At 54.0% G+C, this 26180-nt stretch carries 17 protein-coding genes; 13 read left to right on the top strand and 4 right to left on the bottom strand.

Annotated elements, in window-relative coordinates:
- Positions 1–77: 77 nt before the first annotated feature.
- Positions 78–1640, top strand: coding sequence for a response regulator transcription factor (locus tag U9M73_RS10385; protein ID WP_323077208.1), 1563 nt, complete (start codon positions 78–80; stop codon positions 1638–1640).
- Positions 1641–1919: 279 nt separating this feature from the next.
- On the opposite strand, the gene U9M73_RS10380 is transcribed toward U9M73_RS10385, so the two are convergent.
- The gene (locus U9M73_RS10380) at positions 1920–2822 is read right to left on the bottom strand and encodes an IS1595 family transposase (RefSeq protein WP_323077206.1); all 903 of its coding nucleotides are present in this window, start codon (positions 2820–2822) and stop codon (positions 1920–1922) included.
- 598 nt (positions 2823–3420) lie between these two features.
- On the opposite strand from U9M73_RS10380, the gene U9M73_RS10375 reads away from it, so the two are divergent.
- Complete coding sequence (locus tag U9M73_RS10375; protein ID WP_323077205.1) at positions 3421–6282, top strand: glycoside hydrolase family 3 C-terminal domain-containing protein; 2862 nt, start codon at positions 3421–3423, stop codon at positions 6280–6282.
- Between the two features lie 52 nt (positions 6283–6334).
- On the opposite strand, the gene U9M73_RS10370 is transcribed toward U9M73_RS10375, so the two are convergent.
- Complete coding sequence (locus U9M73_RS10370) at positions 6335–7240, bottom strand: AraC family transcriptional regulator (RefSeq protein WP_323077204.1); 906 nt, start codon at positions 7238–7240, stop codon at positions 6335–6337.
- A 134-nt stretch (positions 7241–7374) separates the two neighbouring features.
- Here U9M73_RS10370 and yicI point away from each other — a divergent pair, with 134 nt between their 5' ends.
- From yicI to U9M73_RS10340, 6 genes are all read left to right on the top strand, one after another.
- Positions 7375–9693, top strand: a complete 2319-nt coding sequence (yicI, locus tag U9M73_RS10365) for an alpha-xylosidase (RefSeq protein WP_323077202.1) — start codon at positions 7375–7377, stop codon at positions 9691–9693.
- Between the two features lie 138 nt (positions 9694–9831).
- Positions 9832–11616 carry a sensor histidine kinase gene (locus U9M73_RS10360; protein WP_323077201.1) on the top strand — a complete coding sequence of 595 codons (1785 nt, stop codon included), beginning with the start codon at positions 9832–9834 and terminating at the stop codon, positions 11614–11616.
- A 94-nt stretch (positions 11617–11710) separates the two neighbouring features.
- On the top strand, positions 11711–12691 hold the full coding sequence (locus U9M73_RS10355) for an ABC transporter permease (RefSeq protein ID WP_009224201.1): 981 nt from the start codon (positions 11711–11713) through the stop codon (positions 12689–12691).
- Positions 12692–12708: 17 nt separating this feature from the next.
- Entirely contained in the window at positions 12709–13614 is a 906-nt protein-coding gene (locus U9M73_RS10350) for a carbohydrate ABC transporter permease (protein ID WP_009224200.1), read from the top strand.
- A gap of 241 nt (positions 13615–13855) precedes the next feature.
- The gene (locus U9M73_RS10345; protein WP_009224199.1) at positions 13856–15577 is read left to right on the top strand and encodes an ABC transporter substrate-binding protein; all 1722 of its coding nucleotides are present in this window, start codon (positions 13856–13858) and stop codon (positions 15575–15577) included.
- A 100-nt stretch (positions 15578–15677) separates the two neighbouring features.
- A complete protein-coding gene (locus U9M73_RS10340; RefSeq protein WP_323077200.1) occupies positions 15678–18077 on the top strand; it encodes a glycoside hydrolase family 95 protein in 2400 nt (799 codons plus the stop codon).
- A 147-nt stretch (positions 18078–18224) separates the two neighbouring features.
- Here the strand turns inward: U9M73_RS10340 and U9M73_RS10335 are convergent, their stop codons facing one another.
- Entirely contained in the window at positions 18225–19058 is an 834-nt protein-coding gene (locus U9M73_RS10335) for an AraC family transcriptional regulator (protein ID WP_009224197.1), read from the bottom strand.
- A 128-nt stretch (positions 19059–19186) separates the two neighbouring features.
- Here U9M73_RS10335 and U9M73_RS10330 point away from each other — a divergent pair, with 128 nt between their 5' ends.
- Complete coding sequence (locus tag U9M73_RS10330) at positions 19187–21217, top strand: beta-galactosidase (protein ID WP_323077199.1); 2031 nt, start codon at positions 19187–19189, stop codon at positions 21215–21217.
- A gap of 104 nt (positions 21218–21321) precedes the next feature.
- Here the strand turns inward: U9M73_RS10330 and U9M73_RS10325 are convergent, their stop codons facing one another.
- The gene (locus tag U9M73_RS10325; RefSeq protein WP_009224195.1) at positions 21322–22395 is read right to left on the bottom strand and encodes a M42 family metallopeptidase; all 1074 of its coding nucleotides are present in this window, start codon (positions 22393–22395) and stop codon (positions 21322–21324) included.
- Positions 22396–23238: 843 nt separating this feature from the next.
- Here U9M73_RS10325 and spoVAC point away from each other — a divergent pair.
- The 4 genes from spoVAC to U9M73_RS10305 all read left to right on the top strand — a co-directional run bounded on the left by spoVAC (position 23239) and on the right by U9M73_RS10305 (position 26179).
- Positions 23239–23745 carry a stage V sporulation protein AC gene (gene spoVAC, locus U9M73_RS10320; protein ID WP_009224194.1) on the top strand — a complete coding sequence of 169 codons (507 nt, stop codon included), beginning with the start codon at positions 23239–23241 and terminating at the stop codon, positions 23743–23745.
- Positions 23746–23748: 3 nt separating this feature from the next.
- On the top strand, positions 23749–24771 hold the full coding sequence (gene spoVAD / locus U9M73_RS10315; protein ID WP_009224193.1) for a stage V sporulation protein AD: 1023 nt from the start codon (positions 23749–23751) through the stop codon (positions 24769–24771).
- Entirely contained in the window at positions 24768–25118 is a 351-nt protein-coding gene (gene spoVAE / locus U9M73_RS10310; RefSeq protein ID WP_009224192.1) for a stage V sporulation protein AE, read from the top strand. The genes spoVAD and spoVAE overlap by 4 nt, the downstream gene beginning before the upstream one ends.
- A gap of 104 nt (positions 25119–25222) precedes the next feature.
- Entirely contained in the window at positions 25223–26179 is a 957-nt protein-coding gene (locus U9M73_RS10305) for an AAA family ATPase (protein ID WP_009224191.1), read from the top strand.
- Position 26180 lies beyond the last annotated feature (1 nt).

Here is a 26180-nt window from a genome sequence, read left to right as displayed (position 1 = left end):
TTAACCTATAATTACATTGAAAACGCTTTATCTAATGCTGGGGAAAACAAAATTTTTTCCGGCCGGAGGAATGCAAAATGATTAAAGTGCTGATTGTTGACGACGAACCGAAACTTAGGGAGGGTCTGCGGACCTTTATCGAATGGGGAGCCTATGACTACGAAGTTGTGGATACGGCGGCCAACGGGAATGAAGCGCTGGAAAAGTATCAGCAATATCATCCCGATCTGGTCGTGGCCGATATCCGCATGCCGGGGATGGACGGGTTGCAATTGATCGAGAAGCTCCGCACGCAAGATCCGAATTTGCATATTTTGATTCTTAGCGGTTACGCGGATTTTAGTTATGCCAAGAAGGCGATGACATACCGGGCGGATGGTTATTTGCTGAAGCCGGTAGATGAAGATGAACTCAAGGATTATCTTTGGAAAATCAAGCTGACGATCGACGAAGAGAAAGCATCCGAGCAGTGGAAGCACGTCACAACGGAGTGGAACCGGGAAGCGTTGATCCAGTCCGTGCTGACCGGCGAAGACGAAGAGGACCCTACTCCGCTATGCGAGCGGGCTCATGAAGTAGGTATCAGCGGCAAGGTGTTTCAAATTTTGCTGCTTGCCCCGCAAATGGAAGGGGACGCTGATGCCCAAATTAACGCTCTGATCCGCAAAGCATTGGTCCGGCAGTTCGAGGAGCCTGGCCGCGGCTGGGTGTTTGCGATCCATTCCAAGTTTGGCGTCCTGCTCAAGGAGCCGCTTCTCTCCGTGGAGCTTGCGGGGATCTATCGCGAGCTTGCTGCCGAGCTGTCCGATTTAGGCATCTGCTATTCCGTGGCGCTTGGCGAGAAGGTGGGATGCATGGCGGAGATTCGGGAATCGTACCGGACGGCATGTGATTTGGTCCGCCGCCATTTCTTCCTTGATCAGGGAACGATCTTAACGCCAGACAGCCTGTCTGCCAGAACGGATGCGGGGGCTGGTGCGAGTGCGGGACCGGAGCTTACGACCGAAGAGCTGGGCGAGCAGCTCTTTTATGCGGTAGATATCGGTAATCGCGATGCCGTAAAATCTCTGCTGCACCAGCTGGGCGAAGCGTATAAGGCTGAAGGTGCGATGGAGAACGAAATAAAGAACCGTTATGTGGAGCTGCTGACCACGATTTTCAGTAAGGCGCTGAAGCAGTCGCCGGAGCTGCAAAATCGCAGCAAAGAGTTTTCCGACGGGTACTCGAAAATCCAAAAAGCCTACTCCATTCTGGAGCTAAACGGGCAGGCAGAGCATCTGCTGCAGCAGATCATGAACCAGCTCGGCGAAGACGGGAAACACCGCGAAGTCAAAATTATGTTGGATCTGATTCACCGGAACTATAACGAAAACCTCAAATTGGAGACGCTCTCCGGCATCTTCAACTATAACAGCGCATATTTAGGCAAATTGTTCAAGAACACGACCGGAGAATACTTTAACACGTACCTCGACAAGGTGCGGATCGAGAAAGCTAAACACTATTTAGAGGAAGGCCTGAAGGTCTATCAGGTGGCCGAAAAGGTCGGATACACCAATGTCGATTATTTTCACAGCAAATTCCGCAAATATGTCGGTACCTCACCTTCCGCATATCGCAAGCAGATGAACCATGCCTGATGCTACTCCATACGGCTCCTTTTTGAAGGGGCACTGATGTGTGTATTGGCCCTTTGCTATCGGGGCATATAGTCCATCGGCGGCGCTCTTCTGACGATTATCCCGTTGAATCAGGGAGTGGAGAAAGAGAAAATAGAAAAGAGAGAATTTAAACTGAAACTGAAACGCTCGGATGAAAAAATAAGAGTCCTACACCAACTGATCCATAAGCCAGCCTGTCCCGAAAATGACCATTCTCGTACGTCTGTACGCCTAGCAGCCCGTTCGTTCAGCAGTGGATTAAGCCGCTGCTGCAATGGACGGGTATTTTTGTTGTCGGGCGATTAACTGACGGTATGGGATCGCTGGAATGGACAGGCACATCTGCAGCATGTTCTGGCGCATCTCTTCCTCGGAAAAGGTCATGCGCAGGTAACGGCGGACGGTGTACTCATTCAAATACGCCTGCAAATGTGTTAGCCCCAAGGCAATATATGTGCGCTTAAGCGAGTTCCATGTGGCTCTTACTTCTTTCCGCAAAGGCAAATACAGCCGATAAGCCAAATGGAACGACTGAACGGTGGAGGTATGGACTTCAATATGATCATGGATGAACGCGGCGAGATCATGCCGGTCGGCACGTTGTCCTCTTTTATGCGATATCAGCTGGATCTTCACCCGCTCCGGCTCGCCATATTCCGTGACCGTGCAGCCGGCTACAACCGCGGTGGCATATGGCTGAGCAGCCGGATGATAACGCGACGAATCATACGCATACTGATCGCAGTTTACCTTCACGTCTCCAGAGAGCAGATTCCGGGCATCACATTCACCGAGGGTATGGCGGATTTTGTGCAGCATGAGCCAAGCGGTCTTGTAGGTAACTTGGATCACCTGACTCAACCGCAGCGCCGAGATACCGTCGGGAAGCAGAAACAGCTCCATGGCTTGGAACCACTTCACCAAAGGCAGATGGGTTCTTTCAAAAATTGTGCCGACCAAAGGCGATGCCTGATAGCCGCATCGTCCGCACTCAAACAAAGGAAGACGGCGGGTGGAAAGGCGGGTGCACTCCGTATAAGCACAACGCGGGCAAACAAATCCGTTTGGCCACTTCATAGCGATGATCGCCTCGATACAGTCGGACTCACTTCGAAAACGGCTGCTGATAGAATGAAGCTCTGCATTCGTATAAAAACCCATGCCCGATCCCTCCAATTTAAATCCCTCTAACTCAACAAATGCGTACATATGTACTCTTTGTTATCATTATACCAAACACCTGTTCGTAAATCAAGAAAAATATCCCAAATAAACCATCTTATCTTCGTAAAAAACGGAATGATCAGCTCTATGAGCCACCTCATCCCTCCTATGGATTTCCCAGTTCTGAACCAAAGGGATAATCGTGCAAAAAGGCTGCTAGAAGATCTCTTCCTCGATCTCCCCATTCTGAATAAAAAGGATATTCGTGAAAAGAGGTGCAGCTGGAAGATTCCCTTCCTCGATCCCCCCCCCCCGTTCTGAACGAAAGGGATAATCGCAGAAAGAAGGGCGCGAAATAGCCTATGGGGCTGCTGGAGAAGGGTGGATGACGATGGGGCCTTACCGACGATGAGGCCATGCTGGCGATAGGACGTGCCGGCCATGCGATATTTTTATATGAAAAATGATCTAATATTCCGTGTATCGCTGAAAGAAGACGCGGACTATGATAGGGTGGTAGACCTGATGGTATAAGCAGTGACAAATTCTTAAGCGCTTACAATGAAATGATAGAGTAGGAGAGCGAGGTAATTGTATGACGGACAACACGTACCAATATCCTTTTCAGAACCCTGATCTGCCGCTGGCGGAGCGGGTGGACGACTTGGTTAGCCGATTTACATTGGATGAGAAAATTGAGCTGATGTGCCAATTCCAAACGGAAGTGCCGCGGCTTGGCGTCAAAAAATACAAGCATGGCACGGAAGGCGCGCACGGCGTAGCTTGGTTGGGGGAAGCCACGTCCTTCCCGCAAAACACCGGACTAGCCTGCACCTGGAATCCCGAGTTAATGCGCCAAATCGGCTCGGTGATTGGGGATGAGGCGCGCGTGTATTTTCAGCGGAATCCGGAAGTGAACGGCTTGACGATCTGGGCGCCAACCGTAGATATGGAGCGCGATCCGCGTTGGGGCCGGACAGAGGAAGCCTACGGCGAAGATCCGCATCTCACGGGAGCGTTAACGACCGAACTGGTGAAGGGGCTGCAAGGCGATCATCCGTTTTATTACAAGGCGGTAGCCACGCTGAAGCATTTTTACGCAAATAACAATGAAATCGGTCGTGGCAGTGAATCGGTGAGCATCGATCCGCGCAACAAACGGGAGTATTATTTGAAAGCGTTTGAGCGGGCGTTCCGGGAAGGTCGCGTAGGTTCGATGATGACGGCTTACAACGGGATCAACGGTACGCCTTGCAACCTGAATTCGGAAGTCAACGAGATCGTCAAAGGCGAATGGGAGATGGACGGGTTTGTTGTCGGCGACGCCGGCGACGTCATGGGCACGGTGCTGGATCACAAATATGTGGAGTCTTATGCCGAAGCGGTTGCAGGGAGCATCAAGGCAGGCATCGACAGCATGACGGATGAGCAGCCGATTATGTTCCAGGCGCTGCGGAATGCGCTGGAGCAAGGATTGCTGGCTGAATCGGACTTGGACCGTGCGCTACGGAATGCCTTCCGCGTTCGCTTCCGGTTGGGTGAATTTGATCCGGAGGAGCGGAACCCGTACAGCCGCGTGCCGGAAGAGAAGCTGTGCGCACCGGAGCATGCGGCCTTGGCGCTAAAGGCTTCCCGCGAAGCGATCGTACTGCTGAAGAACGAAGGCTTACTGCCTTTACCGCAAACGTTAGGTTCTGTCGCGGTTGTCGGGCCGCTGGCCAATGAAGCCTATACCGACTGGTACAGCGGCACGCCGCCGTACCGCATCACCCCGCTTCAGGGCATTAAGAAGAAAATGGGCGATCGCCCCGTCCTGTTCGGAACTGGCCTGGATCGGATTTGCCTGCGCTCGGCCTTGACCGGTAAATATGTCCGGATCACGTCTGGCGAAGGAGCGGAAGCCGTTCTGGAGGCGACCGGCGAGAATGCGGCCGATGCGTCCGTTTTTGAGCGTAACGATTGGGGCTGGGGCTCCATCACGCTGCGGTCGGTGGAGAACGGCAAGTTCGTGACGGAGACCGAATCGGGATTGCTGACGGCGACGGCGAACGAAGCAAGCGGCTGGTTTGTCAAGGAAGTGTTCGACTTCCGCCCGGCTTTGAGCGGCAAGGTCGAGTTGAAGGCGTGGAACGGACGGCCGATCGTCTTGAACGAACGCGGCGGGTTGATTGCTGTGGGTGAGAATGTTTTTGATAATGCCGTGAAGGTGGATAGTCGCCTTCCAGGAGAACAATGGATCGTGGAAATTGTGGAGAGCGGGATCGAGCAAGCCGTACAGGCTGCCAAATCGGCGGAGACGGCGGTTGTCTTCGTGGGCAACAACCCGTTCATCAATGCGAAGGAAACGATCGACCGGGTGGACATCGTGCTTCCGCCGGCGCAGCAAGCATTAATTCAAGCCGTAAGAGCGGTGAATCCTAATACGGTGGTCGTCATCGTCGGCAGCTATCCGTTTGCAGTGAACTGGGAGAACGCGCATGTACCGTCGATCCTGTTTACCTCTCATTCCGCCCAAGAGCTGGGCCATGCCGTGACTGACGTGCTGTTCGGCGACTATAATCCGGCGGGGCGGTTGAATATGACCTGGTACCAATCGGTGGACCAACTGCCGGACATTATGGATTACGACATTATTAAGGGCAAACGGACTTATCAATATTTTGACGGCGAGGTGCTGTATCCGTTTGGTCATGGGCTTAGCTATACGACGTTTGAATATAGCGATCTTGCACTGGATCGGGCCGCGATAGGTCAGGATGGCGAGGTTCAGATTTCGTTTGATGTGCGTAATGCCGGGAACATAGCCGGGGACGAAGTGCCGCAACTGTACGTGCGAATCGGGCAATCGCGCGTGCCGCGGCCGCTGAAGACGTTGAAGGGCTTTACCCGCCTGCATTTGCAGCCGGATGAGACGCAGCGGGTGACCTTTACGCTGAAAGCAGAAGAGCTGGCGTTCTGGGACGTGACCCGAGATCGCTATTGCGTGGAGTCGGGCGAATATACGGTGATGGTTGGCCCTTCCTCGGACGAGATCGCCTTGACGGCAACGCTTCAGGTTGACGGCGAAACCGTGCCTCCGCGCTCGCTGCGTGAACCAGTCCGCGCGGTCAACTATGACGACTACGAGCAAGTTTTCCTCGATGAATGCCGTGAAGGCGGTGAATGCATCCGGCTGAAAGGCGAACGCGGGTGGATTGCCTTCCGTGATGTCGAACTAGGCGAAGGAGCATCCCGATTTGAAGCCCGGGTATCGGGGAATCTGAAGGGCGGTGAAATCGCCGTAACGCTGGATTCTCCGGATGGCGAGTCGGTGATCACCTGCAAGATCCTGCCTACCGGCGGTCGCCAAGCTTGGACAACGGTCACCGCAGAAGCCGCGGCAAGCTTGTCGGGCCGGCATGATGTGTACCTGCATTTGCAAGGTGAAACGCAAATCAGCTGGTTCCGGCTGGGCTAAACCTACGGCTACTTCCTGTGATTACTTATTGAATCAACCGCAATCAGCGAACCTAGACCTCGACCGAAGCCTGCAGCCGCTTGCGGAATTCCGACGGCGAGCAGTTCATCGCTTTACGGAACACGCGGATGAAGTAGCTGATGTTGTCGAAGCCGACCTCCAGTGCGATATCGGAGATTTTACGTTCCGGATCGCGCAGCAGTTCGGCGGCCTGGCGGATCCGGTACGAATTGATGTAATCCATCGGCGTCTGCCGGGTCATCGACTTGAAGAAGCGGCAAAACTGGCCTTCGCTCATCGGAATCAGCGCGGCCAGCTCTGCCAGCCGGATCGGATGGCTGTAGTTGTGCTGGATATGCTGGATGACCGTCTTGAGCCGGTCAATCTTGGACGACTCGCTGCGGCTGCTGCTATGGGAACGGTTGACGGCCCGGCCGGTGGCCGCGATCTCCGCCAGCATCAAGAAGAGATGCCCTTTGACGGCGCCTTCATAGCCGGGCGACTCGGTGCTGCAGCTGCGCATCAACGCCACGATATGCTCCAGAAGAGCAACGTCTGCCGCTGTGTCGCGCCGGATATAGCGGGGAAACGTCGCCTTTCGTTCCTGCAAGGGCAGCACCAGATTCTCCTGGACCGCATCATAGTGTACGCTGGCCAGCAGCTGCGTATCAAACACGAGGGAGAAGAACGCGCAGCCCTGCTCACCATGCGCATGGGCGGCATGAATGTCTCCGCCGTCGATAAACACCGCTTCCCCAGCCCGAACCGGGAAGTAATCTGTATCGACCTGAAACAGCGTTTCGCCTTCAAGGCAATAGAAGAACTCGGCTTCATCATGCCAATGGCAGTCGATCACATGTTCACCGGGCCCGTAGCGGTACCAATAGGTTCCGAACGGCTGCCGCTCGTTGCCGTGACTCTTGCTCTCCTTCAGGGAGCGGCGGAGCGCTTGATCCATACAGGTCACCTCATCAAAATAGTGTTATATTTCGGCTTGATAATGTTAGTTTTATATTAGTGGTATCAGTATAATGCAAGTATAGAGCGTTTTCATAAGAAAAACAATGCGACGAGAAAGGCGGTATTCCACCCATGAAGTTTACCGATGGTAACTGGCTGATTCGCGAAGAGTTTACGCTTTCCACCGCGGTACAGGCCTATGATTTTCAAGTAAAAGATCATACTTTAATTGCCTCCGCCTCCACGACACCGCTTCGCGGCCGGGGCGATATGATTAATACGACATTGCTGACGATGCAGTTCCATTCCCCGTTGCCGGGGGTCATTGGCGTGAAGCTGATCCATTTTGCCGGGACGGTGGACCATGGTCCGCATTTTGAATTGGCGAAGGGCGGCGACCATGCCGAGATTACTGTGAACGAGCACTATGCCGAGTTGAAAAGCGGCAGCCTTAGCGTCCGCATCAACAAAGGCCCGCAATGGTCCGTGGATTTCTTCCGCGGCAACGATCGGATTACCGGCAGCGGCTACAAATCGATGGCGCATATAACCGAAAAGGGTGGCAACACTTATATGCGCGAAGAGCTTGACCTGCGCGTCGGCGAATGGGTGTACGGTTTGGGCGAACGCTTCACCTCGTTCCTCAAGAACGGTCAAGTTGTTGACATCTGGAACAAGGACGGCGGGACGAGCTCTGAGCAGTCCTATAAGAACATTCCTTTTTACGTGACGAATAAAGGATATGGTGTGTTTGTAAATGATCCGGGCGCGGTTTCGTTTGAAGTCGCATCGGAAAAAGTCAAAAAAGTACAATTTAGTGTTCCCGGCGAATCGATTGAGTATTTCGTGATCGACGGTCCGAAGCCAAAGGATGTGCTGAACAAGTATACCGATTTGACTGGCAAGCCTTCGCTTCCTCCGGCGTGGAGCTTTGGCTTGTGGCTGACGACCTCGTTTACGACCGATTATGACGAGGCGACCGTTAACTCCTTCGTGGACGGCATGGCGGAGCGCGACTTGCCGCTGCACGTCTTCCACTTCGACTGCTTCTGGATGCGCGAATTCCACTGGACGGACTTCAAATGGGACGAGCGCGTCTTCCCGGATCCGGTGGGCATGCTGAAGCGCCTGAAGGAGAAAGGGCTGAAAATCTGCGTTTGGATCAACCCGTATATTGGACAGCGTTCCCGTCTGTTTGAGGAAGGCAAGAAGAACGGCTACCTGGTGAAAAAACCAAACGGCGACGTATGGCAATGGAACTTGTGGCAACCGGGCATGGCGCTGGTGGACTTCACGAATCCGGCGGCTTGCGAATGGTTTGCCGGATATCTGCGGGAGCTGGTCGATATGGGTGTCGACTGCTTCAAGACCGACTTCGGCGAACGGATTCCGACGGATGTCGTGTATCACGATGGCTCCGATCCAGTGAAAATGCACAATTACTACACGTACCTGTACAACAAAGTTGTTTTTGAAGTGCTGGAAGAGAAGCTGGGCAAAAATGAAGCCGCCTTGTTCGCCCGTTCGGCAACCGTCGGCGGTCAGAAGTTCCCGGTTCACTGGGGCGGCGACTGCTACGCCGATTATGAGTCGATGGCGGAAAGCCTTCGCGGCGGCTTGTCGCTGGGTCTCGCCGGCTTCGGCTTCTGGAGCCACGATATCGGCGGATTTGAGAACACGGCTCCGGCGCATGTGTTCAAGCGTTGGCTGGCCTTTGGCTTGCTGTCCAGCCACAGCCGTCTGCACGGCAGCAGTTCGTACCGCGTGCCTTGGGCATATGACGACGAGGCGGTGGACGTAACCCGGTTCTTCACCAAGCTGAAATGCCGTTTGATGCCGTATATGTTCGACATTGCGGTTCAAGCGACGCAGCAAGGAGTGCCAACGATGCGGGCGATGTTCCTGGAATTCCCGGACGATCCGGCCGCCGAAACATTGGACCGTCAATATATGCTGGGCGACTCGCTGCTAGTAGCGCCGGTGTTCAGCGAACAAGGCGACGTAACTTACTACCTGCCGGATGGCCAGTGGACGCATTTGCTGTCGGGACAGACGGTGGAAGGCGGCAAATGGCGCAAAGAGAAATATGATTTCTTCAGCTTGCCGCTGTTCGTTCGTCCGAACTCGATTCTGGCGACGGGGGCAAACGACGTTCGTCCGGATTACGACTATGCGAATGAAGTTGAGCTTGGCTTGTATACGATCGAAGACGGGGCAACCGTATCCCGCACGGTACGGAACACCAAAGGCGAAGCTGAACTCCAAGTTACGGTCGTTCGCGAAGGTAAGCTTGTGAAGCTGACTGCAGAAGGCGCCGGCAAACCGTTCTACGTAACATTGCACGGCATGGGCGAAGCGGAGTCGGTGCAAGGTGCAGCGTTGTCCAGCAATGGTGCAGTAAAAGTTGATGCTTTCACAGGGAAAACCGAACTGCAAATCACCTTGAAATAATTGGTCCTAGACCTTAATCGCATCTTAATTTAATATGTGACAGGCATCCCCGGCGCACGGTACGTGCCCGGGGAAACTGAAATATCCCCTTTCCCTTTGACGAAGGGGATATTTCCATTTAGGTGAGAGGTGATCCGATTGTTAAGCAAACTGATTCGCATCACCAATAATTTGCGGCTGAAGCATAAGCTGCTCATTTCCTATATCGTCGTGGTCATGATTCCTGTCCTGATTGTCGGCGTAGCCGTAACCGCTTACTTTCGTAATCAAGCCATGGAACGGGCGATCGCTCAAACCACCAACAACGTCGAAAAGGTAAAAACCCGAACCGCTGCAATGCTTCGTGTGCCTATGGATATCTCCGATATTTTTATGCTCGACGAAGGGCTGGAGAAGATCGTCAGCACCACGTATCCCAATGTGTTAGAGCTGACCAAATCGTATCTCAATTATAATGATTTTCGCGCTTATGACAGAACCTATCGTGAAGTCTCGGGGATTCGCTTCTATTACGATAATCCTACCTTGATCAACAACCTGGAATTAATCCCGGTGAACGAGGAAATCGAGGGCATGTATTGGTACCAGCAAGCGATGAAGAGCAAAGACATCGGGTGGTTCTACATCAACGACAATCAGGAGGTTCCGGTCAAGCGGCTGAGTCTCGTTCGGCAGATCTCTTTTAAAGGAACAAAGAAAAGCGGTGTACTCATGGTCATCATGAACCAGGAGGAACTGAACCGGATGCTGCAGCAAGAGCCTTTTGAGACGCTGATCACCGATGATTTAGGTTATGTTGTGGCCGCCAATAACCCGGCGATCGTCGGTAAAACGCTGGAGGATTTGGATTACGGCATCGACTTGCGAACCCAGCAAAAGGGGACGTTTCGGGTAGATATCCAAGGAGTTCCATCCTATCTCGTCATCGACACCTTGATCCCGGAATCCAGCATGAACGGTCTGAAGTTTATTTCCGTGTTTGCGACGAAGCCGATTGTTAAGGACGCAAATACCGTAAGCCTTGTCGGATTGCTGATTATCCTTCTCGTATTGCTGATCGCGCTGGTGTTCGTATACACCGTATCGTTCCTGACGACCAACCGGATGCTGCGATTGAGCCGGCACTTAAACCGTCTGGCCTTAGGGGACCTGAACGTCGTGTCGCGGATCGACGGGAATGATGAGATCGGACAGTTGTCCCGGCAGTTCAACTACATGGTGGACAGCATCCGCCGGCTGATGGACCAGGTCGTGGAGAAAACAGAACAAAACAATGCCCTGGAGCTAGCCCAACGCGAGATTAAGCTGAAGATGATGGCCAGCCAGATTAATCCGCATTTTTTGTTTAACGCTTTAGAGTCCATCCGGATGAACGCTCATCTCAAAGGGGACAAGGAAATTGCCAACGTGGTCCGGTTGCTGGGCAAGATGATGCGCAAAAATTTGGAGGTCGGCCGGGAAAGCACACCGCTGAAGGAAGAGCTGGAAATGGTCAGCTCCTATTTGGAAATTCAGAAGTTTCGTTATGAGGACCGGCTAACTTATACCTTGTCCATTGATCCCGCAGCCAGCTCTATTCGGGTGCCGCCGCTGATCATTCAGCCGCTCGTCGAGAACGCTGTCGTGCACGGGGTAGAGGACAAGGAAGAAGGCGTCCATGTGGAGGTGAATATCCAAAGGGACGAAGGATTAGTCCGGGTGTCGGTACAGGATAACGGAATGGGTATGACCCAGGAGCGGCTTGATGAGGTCATGCGCTTTATCTCCGGTACGAAGGAACCGGAACAGGGGCGCATCGGGCTGCGTAACGTGCATCAAAGGCTCGTCCTCTCCTATGGGGAAGAACATGGATTACAGATCGTCAGCGAGTATGGAGTGGGTACGAAGATCAGCTTTACGATCCCGGCGGGAGGCAATCTCTAATTTTTATATGGTTTTGTTTGAAATCTCTCGGGTATTTCGTCGGCCGCTCCTCCCTTATCATAAAGCTATAGCAGACAAGGGGGGAGAAATCGAGATGGAAACGCTGTCAACTCAGCCTGAAACCAGAAATGTAAGCGCAACCCCTAAGCCGCAGAATAAGCGGAAGACCGGTATCTGGCGGAGCATTTTGCAGCAAAAGTACTTATATTTAATGTCCATGCCATTCGTGATCTGGTTGTTTGTATTCAACTACCTGCCGGTGTGGGGATGGACGATGGCTTTCCAAAACTATAAGCCGGCGAAATCCTTCTCGGAGCAAAAATGGGTTGGATTTAAAAACTTCGTGGATTTGTTCCAGGATGAACGGTTCTACCTGGTCCTCCGTAATACGCTGGCGATGAGCTTTATGGGGCTGGTCGCGGGATTCGTGATTCCGATCACCTTTGCGGTGTTGTTGAACGAGCTGCGCGGCAAATATTTCAAACGGACGGTTCAGACGATTTCCTACCTTCCGCACTTTGTATCTTGGGTAGTCGTCGCCGGGATCGTGACGAAAATGCTCTCGATCGACGGCGGGATCGTCAACGAGATTTTAGTTTCCTTGCATATCATTGACGAACCCATCCAATTCATGGCCCAAGGGAAATGGTTTTGGGGAATTGTAACCGCTTCCGACGTATGGAAAGAAACCGGTTGGAACGCCATCATTTATTTGGCAGCGATCACCGGCATCGATAAAGAGCTGTACGAAGCGGCACGGGTCGATGGAGCCGGACGTTTCCGGCAAATTTGGAACATTACGCTGCCGGGGATCCGGACGACGATTTCGGTACTGCTGATTATGTCGATCGGCCATTTGATCGGCATCGGGTTCGAGAAGCAGTTCCAGCTGAGCAACTCGCTCGTCACCGACTATTCCGAAGTGTTGGACTTGTACGCACTGAACTACGGTATCAATATCAGCCGTTTCTCCTATGGTACAGCCATCAGTATGTTCACGTCCGTGGTCAGCATCATCCTGCTGCTTACGGCCAACGGAATCATGAAGAAAACCACAAAAGAGAGCATCATGTAAAGGGAGGGAGAAGGGCGATGGCAAGTTCAAGCAGAGGCTTTAATGATACGCGGGGCGATAAAATCTTCAACATTTGCAACATCATTCTCATGAGCGTCATTTTGGTCATCACGTTGTATCCTTTCCTGAACGTGTTGGCGATCTCCTTTAATGATTCCACCGATACGGTTCGAGGCGGCATTTACATCTGGCCGCGGGAATTCACTTTGGAGAACTATAAAACGATCTTTAATTATTCCAGCCTGATTACCGGCTTTAAAATTACGATTTACCGGACGGTTCTTGGGACCGTGCTTGGCTTGATCAGCGCCTCAATGCTGGCCTATACGCTAAGCCGGCCGGATTTCAAATCCCGGAAGTTTGTATCCACCTTCCTGGCGTTGACGATGTACTTCTCCGGCGGTTTGGTTCCAACCTACATGCTGATGCGCCATCTCGATTTGATCGGCACGTTCTGGATTTACATCTTACCGGGCGTTGTCAGCGCGTTTAACGTGTTCGTTATCCGTTCCTTTATCGACGGGTTGCCGTATGCATTGCAGGAATCTGCCAAGCTGGACGGAGCCAACGACTTCACGATTTACTACAAAGTGATTCTGCCGCTCTGTAAGCCGGTACTGGCGACCATCGCCTTGTTCCTGGCGGTAGGCCAATGGAACTCTTGGTTCGACACTTATCTGTACAACGGGAACAAAGCGCATTTGACGACGCTTCAATATGAGTTGATGAAAATTTTACAAAGCACCAACCAAGGCGCAAGAATGATCAACGCCAACGATATGGCGAATCAGATGGCTCAGGTATCGCCGGAATCCATCAAAATGGCGATCACTATCGTTGTAACGGTACCGATCTTGATCGTTTATCCGTTCTTGCAGCGTTACTTCGTAGATGGGATGACGCTGGGCGCCGTCAAGGCTTAACCCTAGAGCCTGCCGGGCGGTAAGCCCGATGGATTAACGCCGCCAAATCCGCCTCCGCCGCAAGCTGCATCAGCGGCGGGGCGGCACTCGGCGGGTGGGAGTAATTTCTTTTTCAATCAAAGATGAAAGCCTTTACTTTTTTGGGTAACACCGGGAATGAGGGAAGCAACTCAGGTATCAGCAGGCGAAAGCCTGTTCATACAATACAAGTTTGATCAAGATGACGAGGGGGAACGTAGAAATGAAGTGGAAAAGCCCTAAAGCATTCGCGGCGATCTTGCTCGCGAGTACGGTGTTGGTTGCGGGTTGCGGAAGTAACGGTAACAATGCTGCCAACAGCAGCAATACCGGCAACGCGGGAAGCAATGCGGAAGCGTCCGCAGATAACAGCCCGATCACCTTTACCTTCTTTGGTGCGGATGCCAGCCCGAACTGGAACAACATGCAGGACGATGTAGGCAAAGTGATTACAGAGAAAACCGGTGTAACGCTTGAAGCCGAGTTTGACGTAGGTGCCGGCGGCGGCGAAAACAAAATCGCGCTGATGGCCGCAAGCGGTGACGTTCCGGATCTAATTTTTGCCAAAGGGGAATTGAGCAAGCTGGTGGATGCCGGTCTCATTATCGACTTGGCTCCGCTTATTGAAGAGCATGCACCAAACCTGAAGAAAATTTTCAGCGAAAATATGAACCGTCTGAAATACAGCAACGATGATCCTGCGATTTATTCCATCTTCACGAATGGCGGCGTGGATCAGCAGTACTTCGACGCTGGCGGAGGCTTCGAAATCCAGCAACGCGTTTTGAAAGAGCTGGGATATCCGAAGATTCGTACGGTTAAGGATTTTGAAAACGTGCTGAAGCAGTATGTAGAGAAACACCCGACTACAGACGGTCAGCCAACCATTCCGCTGACACTGAGCGCCGATGACTGGAGAATCATGATTACGGTAACGAACCCGGCGTTCCTGACAACAGGTGCACCGGACGACGGCGAATATTATGTCAATCCGGAAACTTATGAGGCGATGCTGCATTACAAACGTCCGGAAGAGAAGGAATACTTCCGTTGGCTGAATCACATGTATAACGAAGGCCTCCTGGATAAAGATACATTCGTGCAAAAAGAAGACCAATACAAAGCGAAAATTGCCAGCGGCCGCGTGCTTGGCCTGATCGACCAAGAGTGGGGATATCAGGATGCAGAAAACGCGTTGAAAACAGCTGGTAAAGACGAGTACACTTACGCGCACTTCCCGGTTACTTTGACGGAGGAATATGAAGATCATTCCTTCCAACAAGCAGGCGTTGACGGCTACGGAATCAGCATCACCACAGCATGTAAAGATCCGGTTCGCGCCATCAAATTTATCGATTGGCTGTCTTCTGACGAAGGTCAGGTTTTGAGAAACTGGGGCGTAGAAGGTAAACACTATACGGTTGATGAGAACGGCCAACGCGTCATTCCAGCCGACATTCAAGAACGTAAAGTAAATGACAGCACGAACTTCACGAAGGAATCCGGCATCAGCTTGTACCGCATCTTCGGTGCGAACTATGGTGACGGCGTGAAAGATCCTTCGGGCAACTACTACACCACGAACTTCCCTGAGCAAATCGTGGCAGGCTACACCGAAGCTGAAAAAGAAACGTTGAAAGCTTACAATGCAACAACTTGGAAAGACCTGTTCCCAGGTGAAGATGCATTCCCTGCGAAGGATTGGGGCGCTCTGTACAACATGCCTGTTCCTACGGACGGCGATTACCAAGTGATTTACCAAAAAACGCAGGATATCATCCGTAAGCGGATTCCGGAAGCGATTCTGGCGAAGGAAGCCGATTTCGACAAGATTTATGACGCTTTCCTTGAAGAGCTGGACAAAGCCGGCGCGAAGAAGATGGAAGCCGAGTATACGGAATTGGTTAAGAAGAGAGTCGAATTGTTTACCGGTAAGAAATTGTAATTGTAGCTTAGCATTAACAATCTAAATAGGATTGCAAAAAGGCCCGTGTGTTTTCGGGCCTTTTTGCGCCAGTTAGCCATTATATACATCATTCAGGAGGATGAGGAAACTGAACTATTCGGAGCAAACGGAGTGGAAGCTATGGTATGATCGCCCCGCTTCTCGCTGGGAGGAAGCTCTTCCCGTTGGAAACGGGCGAATCGGCGGGATGGTCTTCGGCGGGATTCATCGCGAGCGGATTGCGCTGAATGAAGATACGTTATGGTCGGGATTCCCCCGGGACCCGCAAAACTACGATGCGCTGCGTCACCTTGGACCGGCCCGGGAACTGATCTTCGCCGGCAAATACAAAGAGGCCGAGAAACTGATCGATGCGAAAATGCTAGGCCGACGCACGGAATCCTACCAGCCGCTTGGGGATTTGTGGCTAGAGCAGGGAGATTCGGCGACGGAGGCCGATGGGAATGAGCTGCAGGGATTCCGACGGGAATTGGATCTGGCGACCGGGATCGCAACGACGACTTATCGGATCGGGGGGGCGGAATATCGCCGCGAGGTATTCATCAGTGCGGTTGATCAGGTGATGGTTCTCCGCATTACGGCGCTGGGGAGTGAACCTGTGAATATGGCCGCTTCGTTGGACTCACTTCTTCGGCATCAAGCCTTCGGCGGGCCGGCGGAAACGGCACGGATCTGCATGAGAGGCCAGGCCCCCAGCCATATTGCCGACAATTATCGCGGGGACCATCCGCAGTCGGTCTTATACGAGGACGGCTTGGGCCTCACCTTTGAGGCCCAGCTCTTGGCGCTGCCGGAGGGCGGCGGCACGGTGCAGGCAGATGCCTCAGGCCGGCTGACGGTGAGCGGGGCGAAGGCGGTGACGCTGCTGCTGGCAGCCGCCACGGATTACGCCGGCTATGATCAGGCGCCGGGAAGCGGCGGCATCGACCCGGCGGAGCGATGCCAGGCGGCGCTGGATGCGGCCGCAGCGCTTGGCTATGAGCAGCTGCGTCAGCGCCATGAGGCGGATCACCGCCGGCTGTTCGGCCGCGTTGAGCTGCGGCTGGGCCGCGCGGAGGAGGCCGCCGAGCGGGCAGCCCGTCCGACCGACGAGCGGCTTGAGGCTTATCGCCGCGGAGAGTCGGACCTTGGGCTGGAGTCGTTGTATTTTCACTACGGCCGATATTTGCTGATGGCCAGCTCCCGGCCGGGGACGGAGGCTGCTCATCTGCAGGGCATCTGGAATCCGCATGTGCAGCCGCCGTGGAACTGCGGGTATACGACCAACATCAATACGCAAATGAATTATTGGCACGCAGAGGTGGCGGGGCTGGCCGATTGCCATGAGCCGTTGTTCGAGCTGATCCGTGATCTTAGCGTAACCGGAGCCCGAACGGCGCGGATTCATTACGGCGCCCGGGGCTGGGTCGCTCATCACAATGTGGATTTATGGCGCCAATCCACGCCATCGGACGGCGAGGCCAGCTGGGCGTTCTGGCCGATGGGCGGCGTGTGGCTGTGCCGCCATTTATGGGAGCATTACGAATTTGGGCTGGACGAGCAGTTTCTGCAGGAAACGGCGTATCCGCTGATGAAGGGAGCTGCCGAGTTTTGCCAGGATTGGCTGGTGCCCGGACCGGACGGACGGCTGGTTACAGCCCCGTCGACTTCGCCGGAGAACAAGTTCCTGACACCGGATGGCGGAGAGCCTTGCAGTGTGTCTGCCGGCAGTACGATGGATCTGTTCTTGATCCGTGAACTGTTGGAGCATACGATTCGGGCCGCAGAAATTCTTAAGGTTGACGAGGCGTGGCGACAAGAGCTGGCCGATACGCTCACGCGTATGGCTGAGCCGCAGATCGGCCCGGACGGCCGGCTGCAGGAGTGGAGCGAGCCGTTTGCAGAAGCCGAGCCGGGACATCGGCACGTGTCCCATTTGGTTGGCTTCTACCCGGGCAATGCGATCACGGTGCGGCAGACGCCGGAGCTGGCGGAAGCTGTCCGCCGCACGCTGGAGGAGCGCATCCGGAACGGCGGAGGCCATACCGGCTGGAGCTGCGCCTGGCTGATTAACCTGTACGCCCGGCTGGGCGACGGGGACACCGCTCACCGGTTCGTGAACACGCTGCTGTCGCGTTCCACGTATCCGAACCTGTTCGACGATCATCCGCCGTTCCAGATCGACGGCAACTTCGGCGGAGCAGCCGGCATCGCCGAGATGCTGCTGCAAAGTCATATGGGCGGCATCGACCTGCTGCCGGCCCTGCCTGCGGCCTGGACGAGGGGGCAAGTGAGCGGCCTGCGAGCCCGCGGAGGGTTTACCGTCGACATGACGTGGGAGGAGGGCCGTCTGACGTCGGCCTGCATCACGTCAACGTCCGGCGGCGAGTGCACGCTGCGCGGGCTGCATGGCCTGAGCGTCCGCTTGCCGGACGGCCGCACCGTGCAGGAAGGTGAACGCTTCCAGACGGAAGCGGGAGCGACATACCTCGTAGGCTAGGGGACAGCCCCTGCGTCTCGCGGGTTACGGCGTCAAATTGATGCAAAAATGCAGTTTTTTAAGGCCAAAATCGCTGATACTCTCCATTTGGAGCGCTTTTGCAGTTTTTCGTGTCCACCTGCCACGCTGCCAAAGGCAGAACTCTTCCTAATGCAGCCTACGGAACTGCTGGGGGGTCATCCCCGTGTGCTTGCGGAACGTGGCGACGAAGTGGCTGGCATCTCGAAAGCCCGTTTTGCCGGCGATCGCGGCGACGGTGACGCCAGGTTCGCTGGCCAGATGCTCCTTCGCCTTATGGATGCGCATTTGCGTGAGGTAGCTGTAGGGGGCGATGCCAAACGATTGCTGGAACAGCTTGCTGAGATGTCGGCCGGACATTCCGGCCACTTCAGCCAACGTATCCAGCCCAACGTCGGGGTTGCCGTATTCCCGCTCCATCCAGGCGAGTAGCGGTCCCAGCTTCTCCATGATTCGCGGGACGGCGCTGCCGCTCACCTGGCCGAATTGGCTCAGGACTGCAAGGAACCGGTACACCTCGGTTGAGGTCTCCAGGCCAAACGGGTCCTGAATGCTGTCCAGCCGGTTGAGCAGGTGGCCAAGCAGCGGGGAGATAGGCGCCTCCGCTTCCCAGCGGAACAGGACAGCCTCCCGGATGCCAAACGCCGCCAGAATCGACCCGGCAGCTGCTCCGCCAAACGTGAGGTAATACGTCTCCCATGTCGAGCTTCGCTTAGCTTGATATTCGTGAGGCATGCCGGGCGGCAGCAGCATCCCGCTGCCTGGAGGGAGCAGGACCGTTCCGCTGCCCAAAGTCAACTCCCCCTCGCCCTCGGCGGTATGTAGCCAATGGTAATAAGGGTAGCCGTCCGGGCGGACGATTTTCTCCTGATTCGGATTATAGCCGACGCTTTCCAGGAGCAAGGGAAGATTCGGTGTGGCAGCCGGGGAAAAAACAAAACGGGTAAAGGCCCGTGAACTCATCGTGCGAATTGCCTCCTAAGTTTAATCCATATTATTATATTACAATTCGAAATTATTATATATAAAGCGGGAAATTTCAACCTTACAATGGACTTAGAAGTTATATATCGCAAAAGGATGTGGATATGGTGATCAACGAGAAACTGCCGAAAATTTGGTACGGCGGCGACTACAATCCGGAGCAGTGGGGACCGGACGTTTGGAAAGAGGACGAGCGGATGTTTAAGCTGGCCGGGATCGATGTGGCTACGGTCAACGTTTTTTCCTGGGCGCTCATTCAACCTAGCGAGGAAACGTATGACTTTACGCAATTGGACGAAACGATCGACCGCTTGTACAAGAGCGGCGTTTATGTCTGCCTGGCGACCAGCACCGGGGCTCACCCGGCATGGATGGCCCGCAAATATCCGGACGTGCTGCGCGTTGACGTGCAGGGACGGAAACGCCGGTTTGGCGGACGTCATAACTCCTGTCCAAATTCGCCGACCTATCGCAAATACGCTGCCCGTCTGGCCGGCAAGCTGGCGGAACGCTACAAGGATCATCCGGGGCTGTTGATCTGGCACGTTTCCAATGAATATGGCGGCTACTGCTATTGCGACAACTGTGCGGCTGCCTTCCGCGTGTGGTTGCGAGAGCGTTATAAAACGTTGGATGAGCTTAACCGGGTATGGAATACGCGATTCTGGGGTCATACGTTTTATGATTGGGAAGAAATCGTGGTGCCTAACGAACTCAGTGAGGAATGGGGCGGAAACCGCACGAACTTCCAAGGGATTTCGCTGGATTACCGGCGCTTCCAGTCCGAATCGCTGCTGGAGTGCTACAAGCTGGAGTACGACGAGATCAAAAAGCATACGCCTAACGTGCCGGTAACCACCAATTTGATGGGATTTTATCCGGAGCTGGATTATTTCAAATGGGCGAAATATATGGACATTGTTTCTTGGGACAACTACCCGTCCTTGGATACGCCGGTCAGCTTCACGGCCATGGCCCATGACTTGATGCGCGGGCTGAAGAGCGGCGCGCCGTTTATGCTGATGGAGCAGACGCCAAGCCAGCAAAACTGGCAGCCCTACAACTCGCTGAAGCGTCCTGGCGTGATGCGCCTTTGGAGCTATCAGGCGGTCGCGCGCGGCGCCGACACGGTGATGTTCTTCCAGCTGCGCCGCTCGATTGGGGCGTGCGAGAAATACCACGGTGCGGTCATTGAGCATGTCGGTCACGAGCACACCCGGGTCTTCCGCGAAGTGGCGGAGCTTGGCCGAGAGCTGGAGCAGCTGGGCGATACGCTGCTGGACGCGCGGACCGAGGCGAAGATCGGCATCGTCTATGACTGGGAGAACCGTTGGGCGATCGAGCTTTCCAGCGGTCCAACCGTAGCTTTGAATTACGTTAATGAAGTCCACAAATATTACGATACGTTGTTCCAAATGCATGTGGAGAGCGACATGGTGTCGGTGGAAGAGGATTTCAGCAAATACGAAATCCTGATTGCGCCGGTGATGTATATGGTGAAGCCGGGCTTTGCGAAAAAAGTCGAGGAGTTCGTAGCGAACGGAGGCACATTTGTCACCACCTTCTTCAGCGGCATCGTAAATGAGAACGATCTGGTGACGCTCGGGGGTTATCCGGGCGAGCTGCGCTCCGTCCTAGGCATTTGGGCAGAGGAGATCGACGCCTTGCTGCCGGGCCGCACGAACCAAATCGTGATGAAAGAAGCTTGGGGTGCACTGTCTGGCCAATACGAATGCGGCCTCTTGTGCGATTTGATTCATGCCGAAGGCGCAGAAGTGCTAGCGGAATACGGCTCCGATTTCTATCAGGGGATGCCGGTCGTGACGGTCAACCAGTTCGGCAAAGGTCGCGCCTATTATGTGGCAAGCAGCCCGGACGCCGCCTTCCTGCAAGGGTTCCTGAAGAACCTATGCGATGAGAAAGGGATCCAGCCGTTGCTGGACGCACCAGCCGGCGTCGAAGTCGCACGCCGCGTGAAGGATGGCAAAGCCTTCTTGTTCCTGCTGAACCATAACGAAGGGGCTGCTGAGGTGGAAATCGGGTCTGAAGGAATGAAGGACCTGCTGGCGCAAACGGAAGTGTCGGGTACGGTTCAGGTGCCTGGCCGGGGCGTCGTTATTTTGGAAGGTAAAAAGTAAAGATTATCCAAAAAACCGCAAGGCCTGACAAACGGCCTTGCGGTTTTTTTGAAGATATCAGAAAACTTTGAATGTACGTCGATAGACGTTTTTCTTACGGAGGTTCAGCTATTCTCCAGAATTGTGTTCAGCGTCGTCCGGTCCAGTCCGCGCACCAGGCGAATCAGCAGCTCCTTCGCAGCTGCATAATCATCCGTATGGATGATTGAGGAGGATGTGTGGATGTAGCGGGAGCAAATGCCGATGACGCTCGACGGGACGCCGGTGCCGCTGAGATGCACTTGACCGGCATCCGTGCCGCCCGGTGACACGAAATATTGGTACTTAATCTTGTGCGTATCCGCCATATCGCGGATATATTCGACCAAGCCGCGATGGGTGATCATCGTCGGGTCAAGGATGCGCAGCAGCGCGCCATCGCCCAACCGGCCGAACGCTTTTTTGTCGCCGGTCATGTCGTTGGCCGCGCTGGCGTCCAAGGCGAAGAAGATGTCAGGCTTAATGAGATTCGCCGCCGTCCGAGCCCCTCTAAGGCCCACTTCTTCCTGCACGTTAGCCCCGGCATAAAGAACATTCGGCAGCTTCTCGCCGTGCAGTGCCTCGAGCAGCTCAATCGCTAAACCAACGCCATAGCGGTTATCCCAGGCTTTCGCCATAATTTTCTTCGGATTTACGAGGGGGGTGAACTCGCAAATCGGCACGATCTGCTGGCCGATCCGCACTCCTGCGGCTTCGGCTTCCTCACGGCTGTCCGCGCCGATATCCAGGTACATCGATTTGATGTCTACCGGCTTGTTGCGTTGCGACTCATCCAGCAGGTGGGTGGGGATCGATCCGACGACGCCGACGATTCGCCCGTTTGGCGTAATGATTTGCAGGCGTTGCGCCAACACGGCCTGGCTCCACCAGCCGCCGAGCGGCTGGAACGACACCATCCCGTTATCGCTGATGCCGGTGGTCATGAAGCCGACTTCGTCGAAATGCCCGGCGACCATCACCCGAGGACCTTGCTCATCTCCGCGCAATACCCCGAACAGTCCGCCGAGGTTATCCTGCACGAATTCCTGCGTATAGGCCGACATTTTCTTTTTAACGAGGGCCCGCAGTTCTCGTTCAAATCCAGGAGCCGCTGGAAATTCCGTCAGTTCTTTAAATAGCTCGCGCGTTTTTTCATTCATCGTTTGCTTCTCCTTTTTCTAAAGATACGGGTTCCAAAGGCCCGATTTACAGCATCTAGATATCTTAGAATCCATCTCAGATAACCTTCCTACCCTAGTATGAACTACCTTTTTTCGATTGTCCATGGCGATTGGATTGCCCGGATTTCTTGTGCTGTCGTAACTCTGGCGAGCACCCGCCATCCGAGCGCAGCATATACTGCAGAAGCAGCAGTCGATGGGCGAATGAGGAGGCTAAGCTTAATGGAACGATATGCCAAAGATTGGCTGGTGATCTGTCTGCTCTTTATCCTGTTAGTGATCATCCTTCTGTATTTGTGATTTCAGGATGCGATTCCCTTGCCTCACCTGACGTGAGTCCGCCGGAACTTTGGTTCCTGCGGGCTTCTTTAAGATATCAGAAAGTATAAACTTCGGGGCATTAGCATCCTGATATCGCAAGAAAAACTTCCGCTAAACGCGGTCTGTCTACTTTGAATGTACGTCGATAGACGTTTTTCTTAAGATATCAGAAAGTATAAACTTCGGGGCATTAGCATCCTGATATCGCAAGAAAAACTTCCGCTAAACGCGGTCTGTCTACTTTGAATGTACGTCGATAGACGTTTTTCTTAAGATATCAGAAAGTATAAACTTCGGGGCATTAGCATCCTGATATCGCAAGAAAAACTTCCGCTAAACGCGGTCTGTCTACTTTGAATGTACGTCGATAGACGTTTTTCTTATGTTTTAAGCTCGCTTTCTGGTGCCGGATTCCATGGATCATTTTCCAAACATAACAAGCCGCAGGATGACAAATAATGAGTATACCGTGCAAGTTAGGAAAATAAGGAGGAATGCCGTTTGCCTGCAAAAGCGAAAAACAAGCCGGGAGCTCGGGTGAAGTTGAACAACCTGCTGCTGACGGAGGAAGAGTATCAGCAGGTTGCCGACCAGCATAAGCCGAAAACAAACATTTTGCGCAACTGCCTGAGGGCGTTTCTGGTCGGCGGGTTCATCTGCTTTATTGGCCAATGTATCCAGCAGCTGTTTATGACTTTTGCCGACATGTCCGCGCGGGAAGCAGCGAGTCCTACGGTCGCGATCCTGATTCTTATCTCCATCGTGCTCACCTCGTTTGGCGTTTACGACAAAATCGCCCAATGGGCCGGGGCCGGTACGGCTGTACCTGTGACGGGGTTCGCCAACTCCATGTGCTCCTCGGCCATTGAATCCCGAGCGGAGGGGCTTGTCCTTGGCGTCGGGGCCAATATGTTTAAGCTGGCGGGTTCGGTGATCGTGTTTGGCGTCGTGGCCGCTTTTATCGTAGGTGTGATTCATGTGATTTTCGGCCTGGGAGGAGTGCATTAACCGATGCTGATCGGCGCGCAAACCTGGGAATTTCGCTCCAAGCCGGCCGTTATCGGAGCGGCGACCGTTGTAGGGCCTGAAGAAGGGGAGGGGCCGTTGTCCCACACGTTTGATTTCGTCTACGACAATTTGGAGATTGACGAGAAGACGTGGGAAAGAGCGGAGCGCAAGCTGTTGGAGCACGCTGGGTCCCTTGCCTTGGTCCATGCCGGCATCAATCGCGAGGACCTGTCCTTCTTCATCGGCGGCGATTTGATGAACCAGATTATTACCGCGACGTTTGCGGCCCGGACGATTGCGGCTCCGTATCTTGGGGTGTTCGGTGCCTGCTCGACCTCCATGGAGAGTCTTGCCTTAGCCGCATTTCTGGCTGACGCCGGCGGGGCAAAATATGTGATGGCCGGTACGGCCAGCCATAACTGTACTGTGGAGAAGCAGTTCCGCTATCCAACCGAATACGGTTCGCAAAAACCGGCCACCGCCCAATATACGATTACGGGCGCAGGCTGTGCGGTTGTATCGAAGGAGGGGAGCGGTCCGCGCATTACCCATGCCACGATCGGCCGGATCCAGGATCTCGGTGTTAAGGATCCGTTTAACATGGGAGCGGCCATGGCGCCGGCCGCTGTGGATACGCTGGTTTCCCACTTCCGCGATACGGGCCGGGGGCCCGAGGATTATGATTTGATCGTCACCGGAGACTTAGCTTCGGTGGGACATGCCATCGCCAAGGATTTACTTGAAAAAGACGGCGTCTCGATGGACAAAACGAAATTTGACGATTGCGGATTGATGATTTATGACCGTAACAAACAAACGTATGTGAATGCCGGAGGCAGCGGCTGCGGCTGTTCCGCCGTCGTCACCTATGGCCACATTCTAAGAAAATTAAAGAACCGGGAAATAGGCCGGGTGCTGGTCGTTGCTACGGGTGCCCTCTTGTCTCCGCTGTCCTATCAGCAAGGCGAGAGCATTCCCTGCATCGCGCACGCGGTTGCCCTGGAACAGGAGGTTAACGAAAAATGATATTTTTTTGGGCATTTGTCGTTGGCGGATTGATCTGTGTTATCGGCCAACTGATGTTTGACGTGCTAAAGCTCACCCCGGCGCACACAATGAGTTCGCTGGTCGTCGCCGGTGCAGTGATGGATGCGATTGGCTGGTATGACCCGCTGGTGAAGTTCGCCGGAGCGGGAGCTTCCGTACCGATTACAAGCTTCGGCAACTCGCTGGTGCACGGGGCATTAACCGAACTGCAGCGGGACGGCTGGATCGGGGTTATTACCGGGATCTTCGACGTGACTAGTGCGGGGATCTCGGCGGCGATCATTTTCTCCTTCCTTGCGGCACTTGTTGCCCGGCCAAAAGGTTAAAATTTTTGGAAAACGCATTGCTTTTTGCGGGAACAGTGTACTCCCTATCTATCTTCATGTAAAATAGGTAGATATATACAGGTCTTATTTGGGAGGGAAAATGCGTGCCCGTACATGAGCAATCGATGCAAACTTTGAACGCCGTAAAGAACAACCTGGAGTCGTGTATTTTAGGAAAGTCTTTTGAAATCAAGCTGCTGCTTTCGGCGCTGCTGGCCGGCGGCCATGTGTTAATCGAGGACGTACCCGGTACAGGTAAGACGCAGCTCGTGAAGGCGCTGGCCAAGTCGATGAGCGGAGACTACCGGCGGATACAATGTAATCCAGATATTTTGCCCAGCGACATTACGGGGGTATCGGTTTTCCATCCTCATGAAGAACGTTTCGTATTCCGGCCAGGTCCGGTGATGACGCATATTTTGCTGGCGGATGAAATCAACCGGGCAACCACAAAGACGCAATCCGCCTTGCTGGAAGTCATGGAGGAGCGAAGCGTCACTGCCGATGGCGTGACCTACCCGCTTCCTCATCCTTTTATGCTCTGCGCTACGCAGAATCCGATTGACTTTGAAGGCACTTATCTGCTGCCGGAAGCTCAGTTGGACCGCTTTATGATGAAAATTGGGATCGGTTATCCCGACGCCGACACGGAGAAAGCGATGCTGCGCTCCCATAGTCAAGGCCAGCCGGCAGATCAGTTGGAATCGGTTACAACGATGGAGGAGATTGCCGCCATCCAACGTGAGGTTCAGCGCGTGCATATCAGCGAACCGCTTGCCGATTACTTGCTGGAGATCGTTCGCCGGACACGGGAGCATGAAGAAGTGTTGCTGGGCGCGTCGCCGCGCGCTTCGCTCGCCTTTATGGCCGCAGCCAAGGCCTATGCTTTCCTGGAGGAGCGGGATTATGTTCTGCCCGACGATATTAAGACGCTCGCGCCATTCGTGCTGGAGCACCGGATTCTGCTGCGTCCCGAGTCCCGCCTGGGGCACCGGAACGTCAGCGAGGTGCTGCAGCAAATTCTCCGGCAGGTCCACGTACCGGTCGCCATAGGACGGTAAC

It is taken from the genome of Paenibacillus phoenicis (assembly GCF_034718895.1).
Classification (GTDB): domain Bacteria; phylum Bacillota; class Bacilli; order Paenibacillales; family Paenibacillaceae; genus Fontibacillus; species Fontibacillus phoenicis.
Note: the sequence above shows the minus strand (reverse complement) of the source record. Positions and strands in the feature narration are given on the sequence as shown.

Coding starts and splice junctions, on each gene's coding strand:
- U9M73_RS10370 (WP_323077204.1), bottom strand. CDS start 7,240: ATGGATCAAGCGCTCCGCCGCTCCCTGAAGGAGAGCAAGAGTCACGGC.
- U9M73_RS10385 (WP_323077208.1), top strand. CDS start 78: ATGATTAAAGTGCTGATTGTTGACGACGAACCGAAACTTAGGGAGGGT.
- spoVAE (WP_009224192.1), top strand. CDS start 24,768: ATGATATTTTTTTGGGCATTTGTCGTTGGCGGATTGATCTGTGTTATC.
- U9M73_RS10350 (WP_009224200.1), top strand. CDS start 12,709: ATGGCAAGTTCAAGCAGAGGCTTTAATGATACGCGGGGCGATAAAATC.
- U9M73_RS10340 (WP_323077200.1), top strand. CDS start 15,678: ATGAGGAAACTGAACTATTCGGAGCAAACGGAGTGGAAGCTATGGTAT.
- yicI (WP_323077202.1), top strand. CDS start 7,375: ATGAAGTTTACCGATGGTAACTGGCTGATTCGCGAAGAGTTTACGCTT.
- spoVAD (WP_009224193.1), top strand. CDS start 23,749: ATGCTGATCGGCGCGCAAACCTGGGAATTTCGCTCCAAGCCGGCCGTT.
- U9M73_RS10380 (WP_323077206.1), bottom strand. CDS start 2,822: ATGGGTTTTTATACGAATGCAGAGCTTCATTCTATCAGCAGCCGTTTT.
- U9M73_RS10375 (WP_323077205.1), top strand. CDS start 3,421: ATGACGGACAACACGTACCAATATCCTTTTCAGAACCCTGATCTGCCG.
- U9M73_RS10355 (WP_009224201.1), top strand. CDS start 11,711: ATGGAAACGCTGTCAACTCAGCCTGAAACCAGAAATGTAAGCGCAACC.
- U9M73_RS10325 (WP_009224195.1), bottom strand. CDS start 22,395: ATGAATGAAAAAACGCGCGAGCTATTTAAAGAACTGACGGAATTTCCA.
- U9M73_RS10335 (WP_009224197.1), bottom strand. CDS start 19,058: ATGAGTTCACGGGCCTTTACCCGTTTTGTTTTTTCCCCGGCTGCCACA.
- U9M73_RS10345 (WP_009224199.1), top strand. CDS start 13,856: ATGAAGTGGAAAAGCCCTAAAGCATTCGCGGCGATCTTGCTCGCGAGT.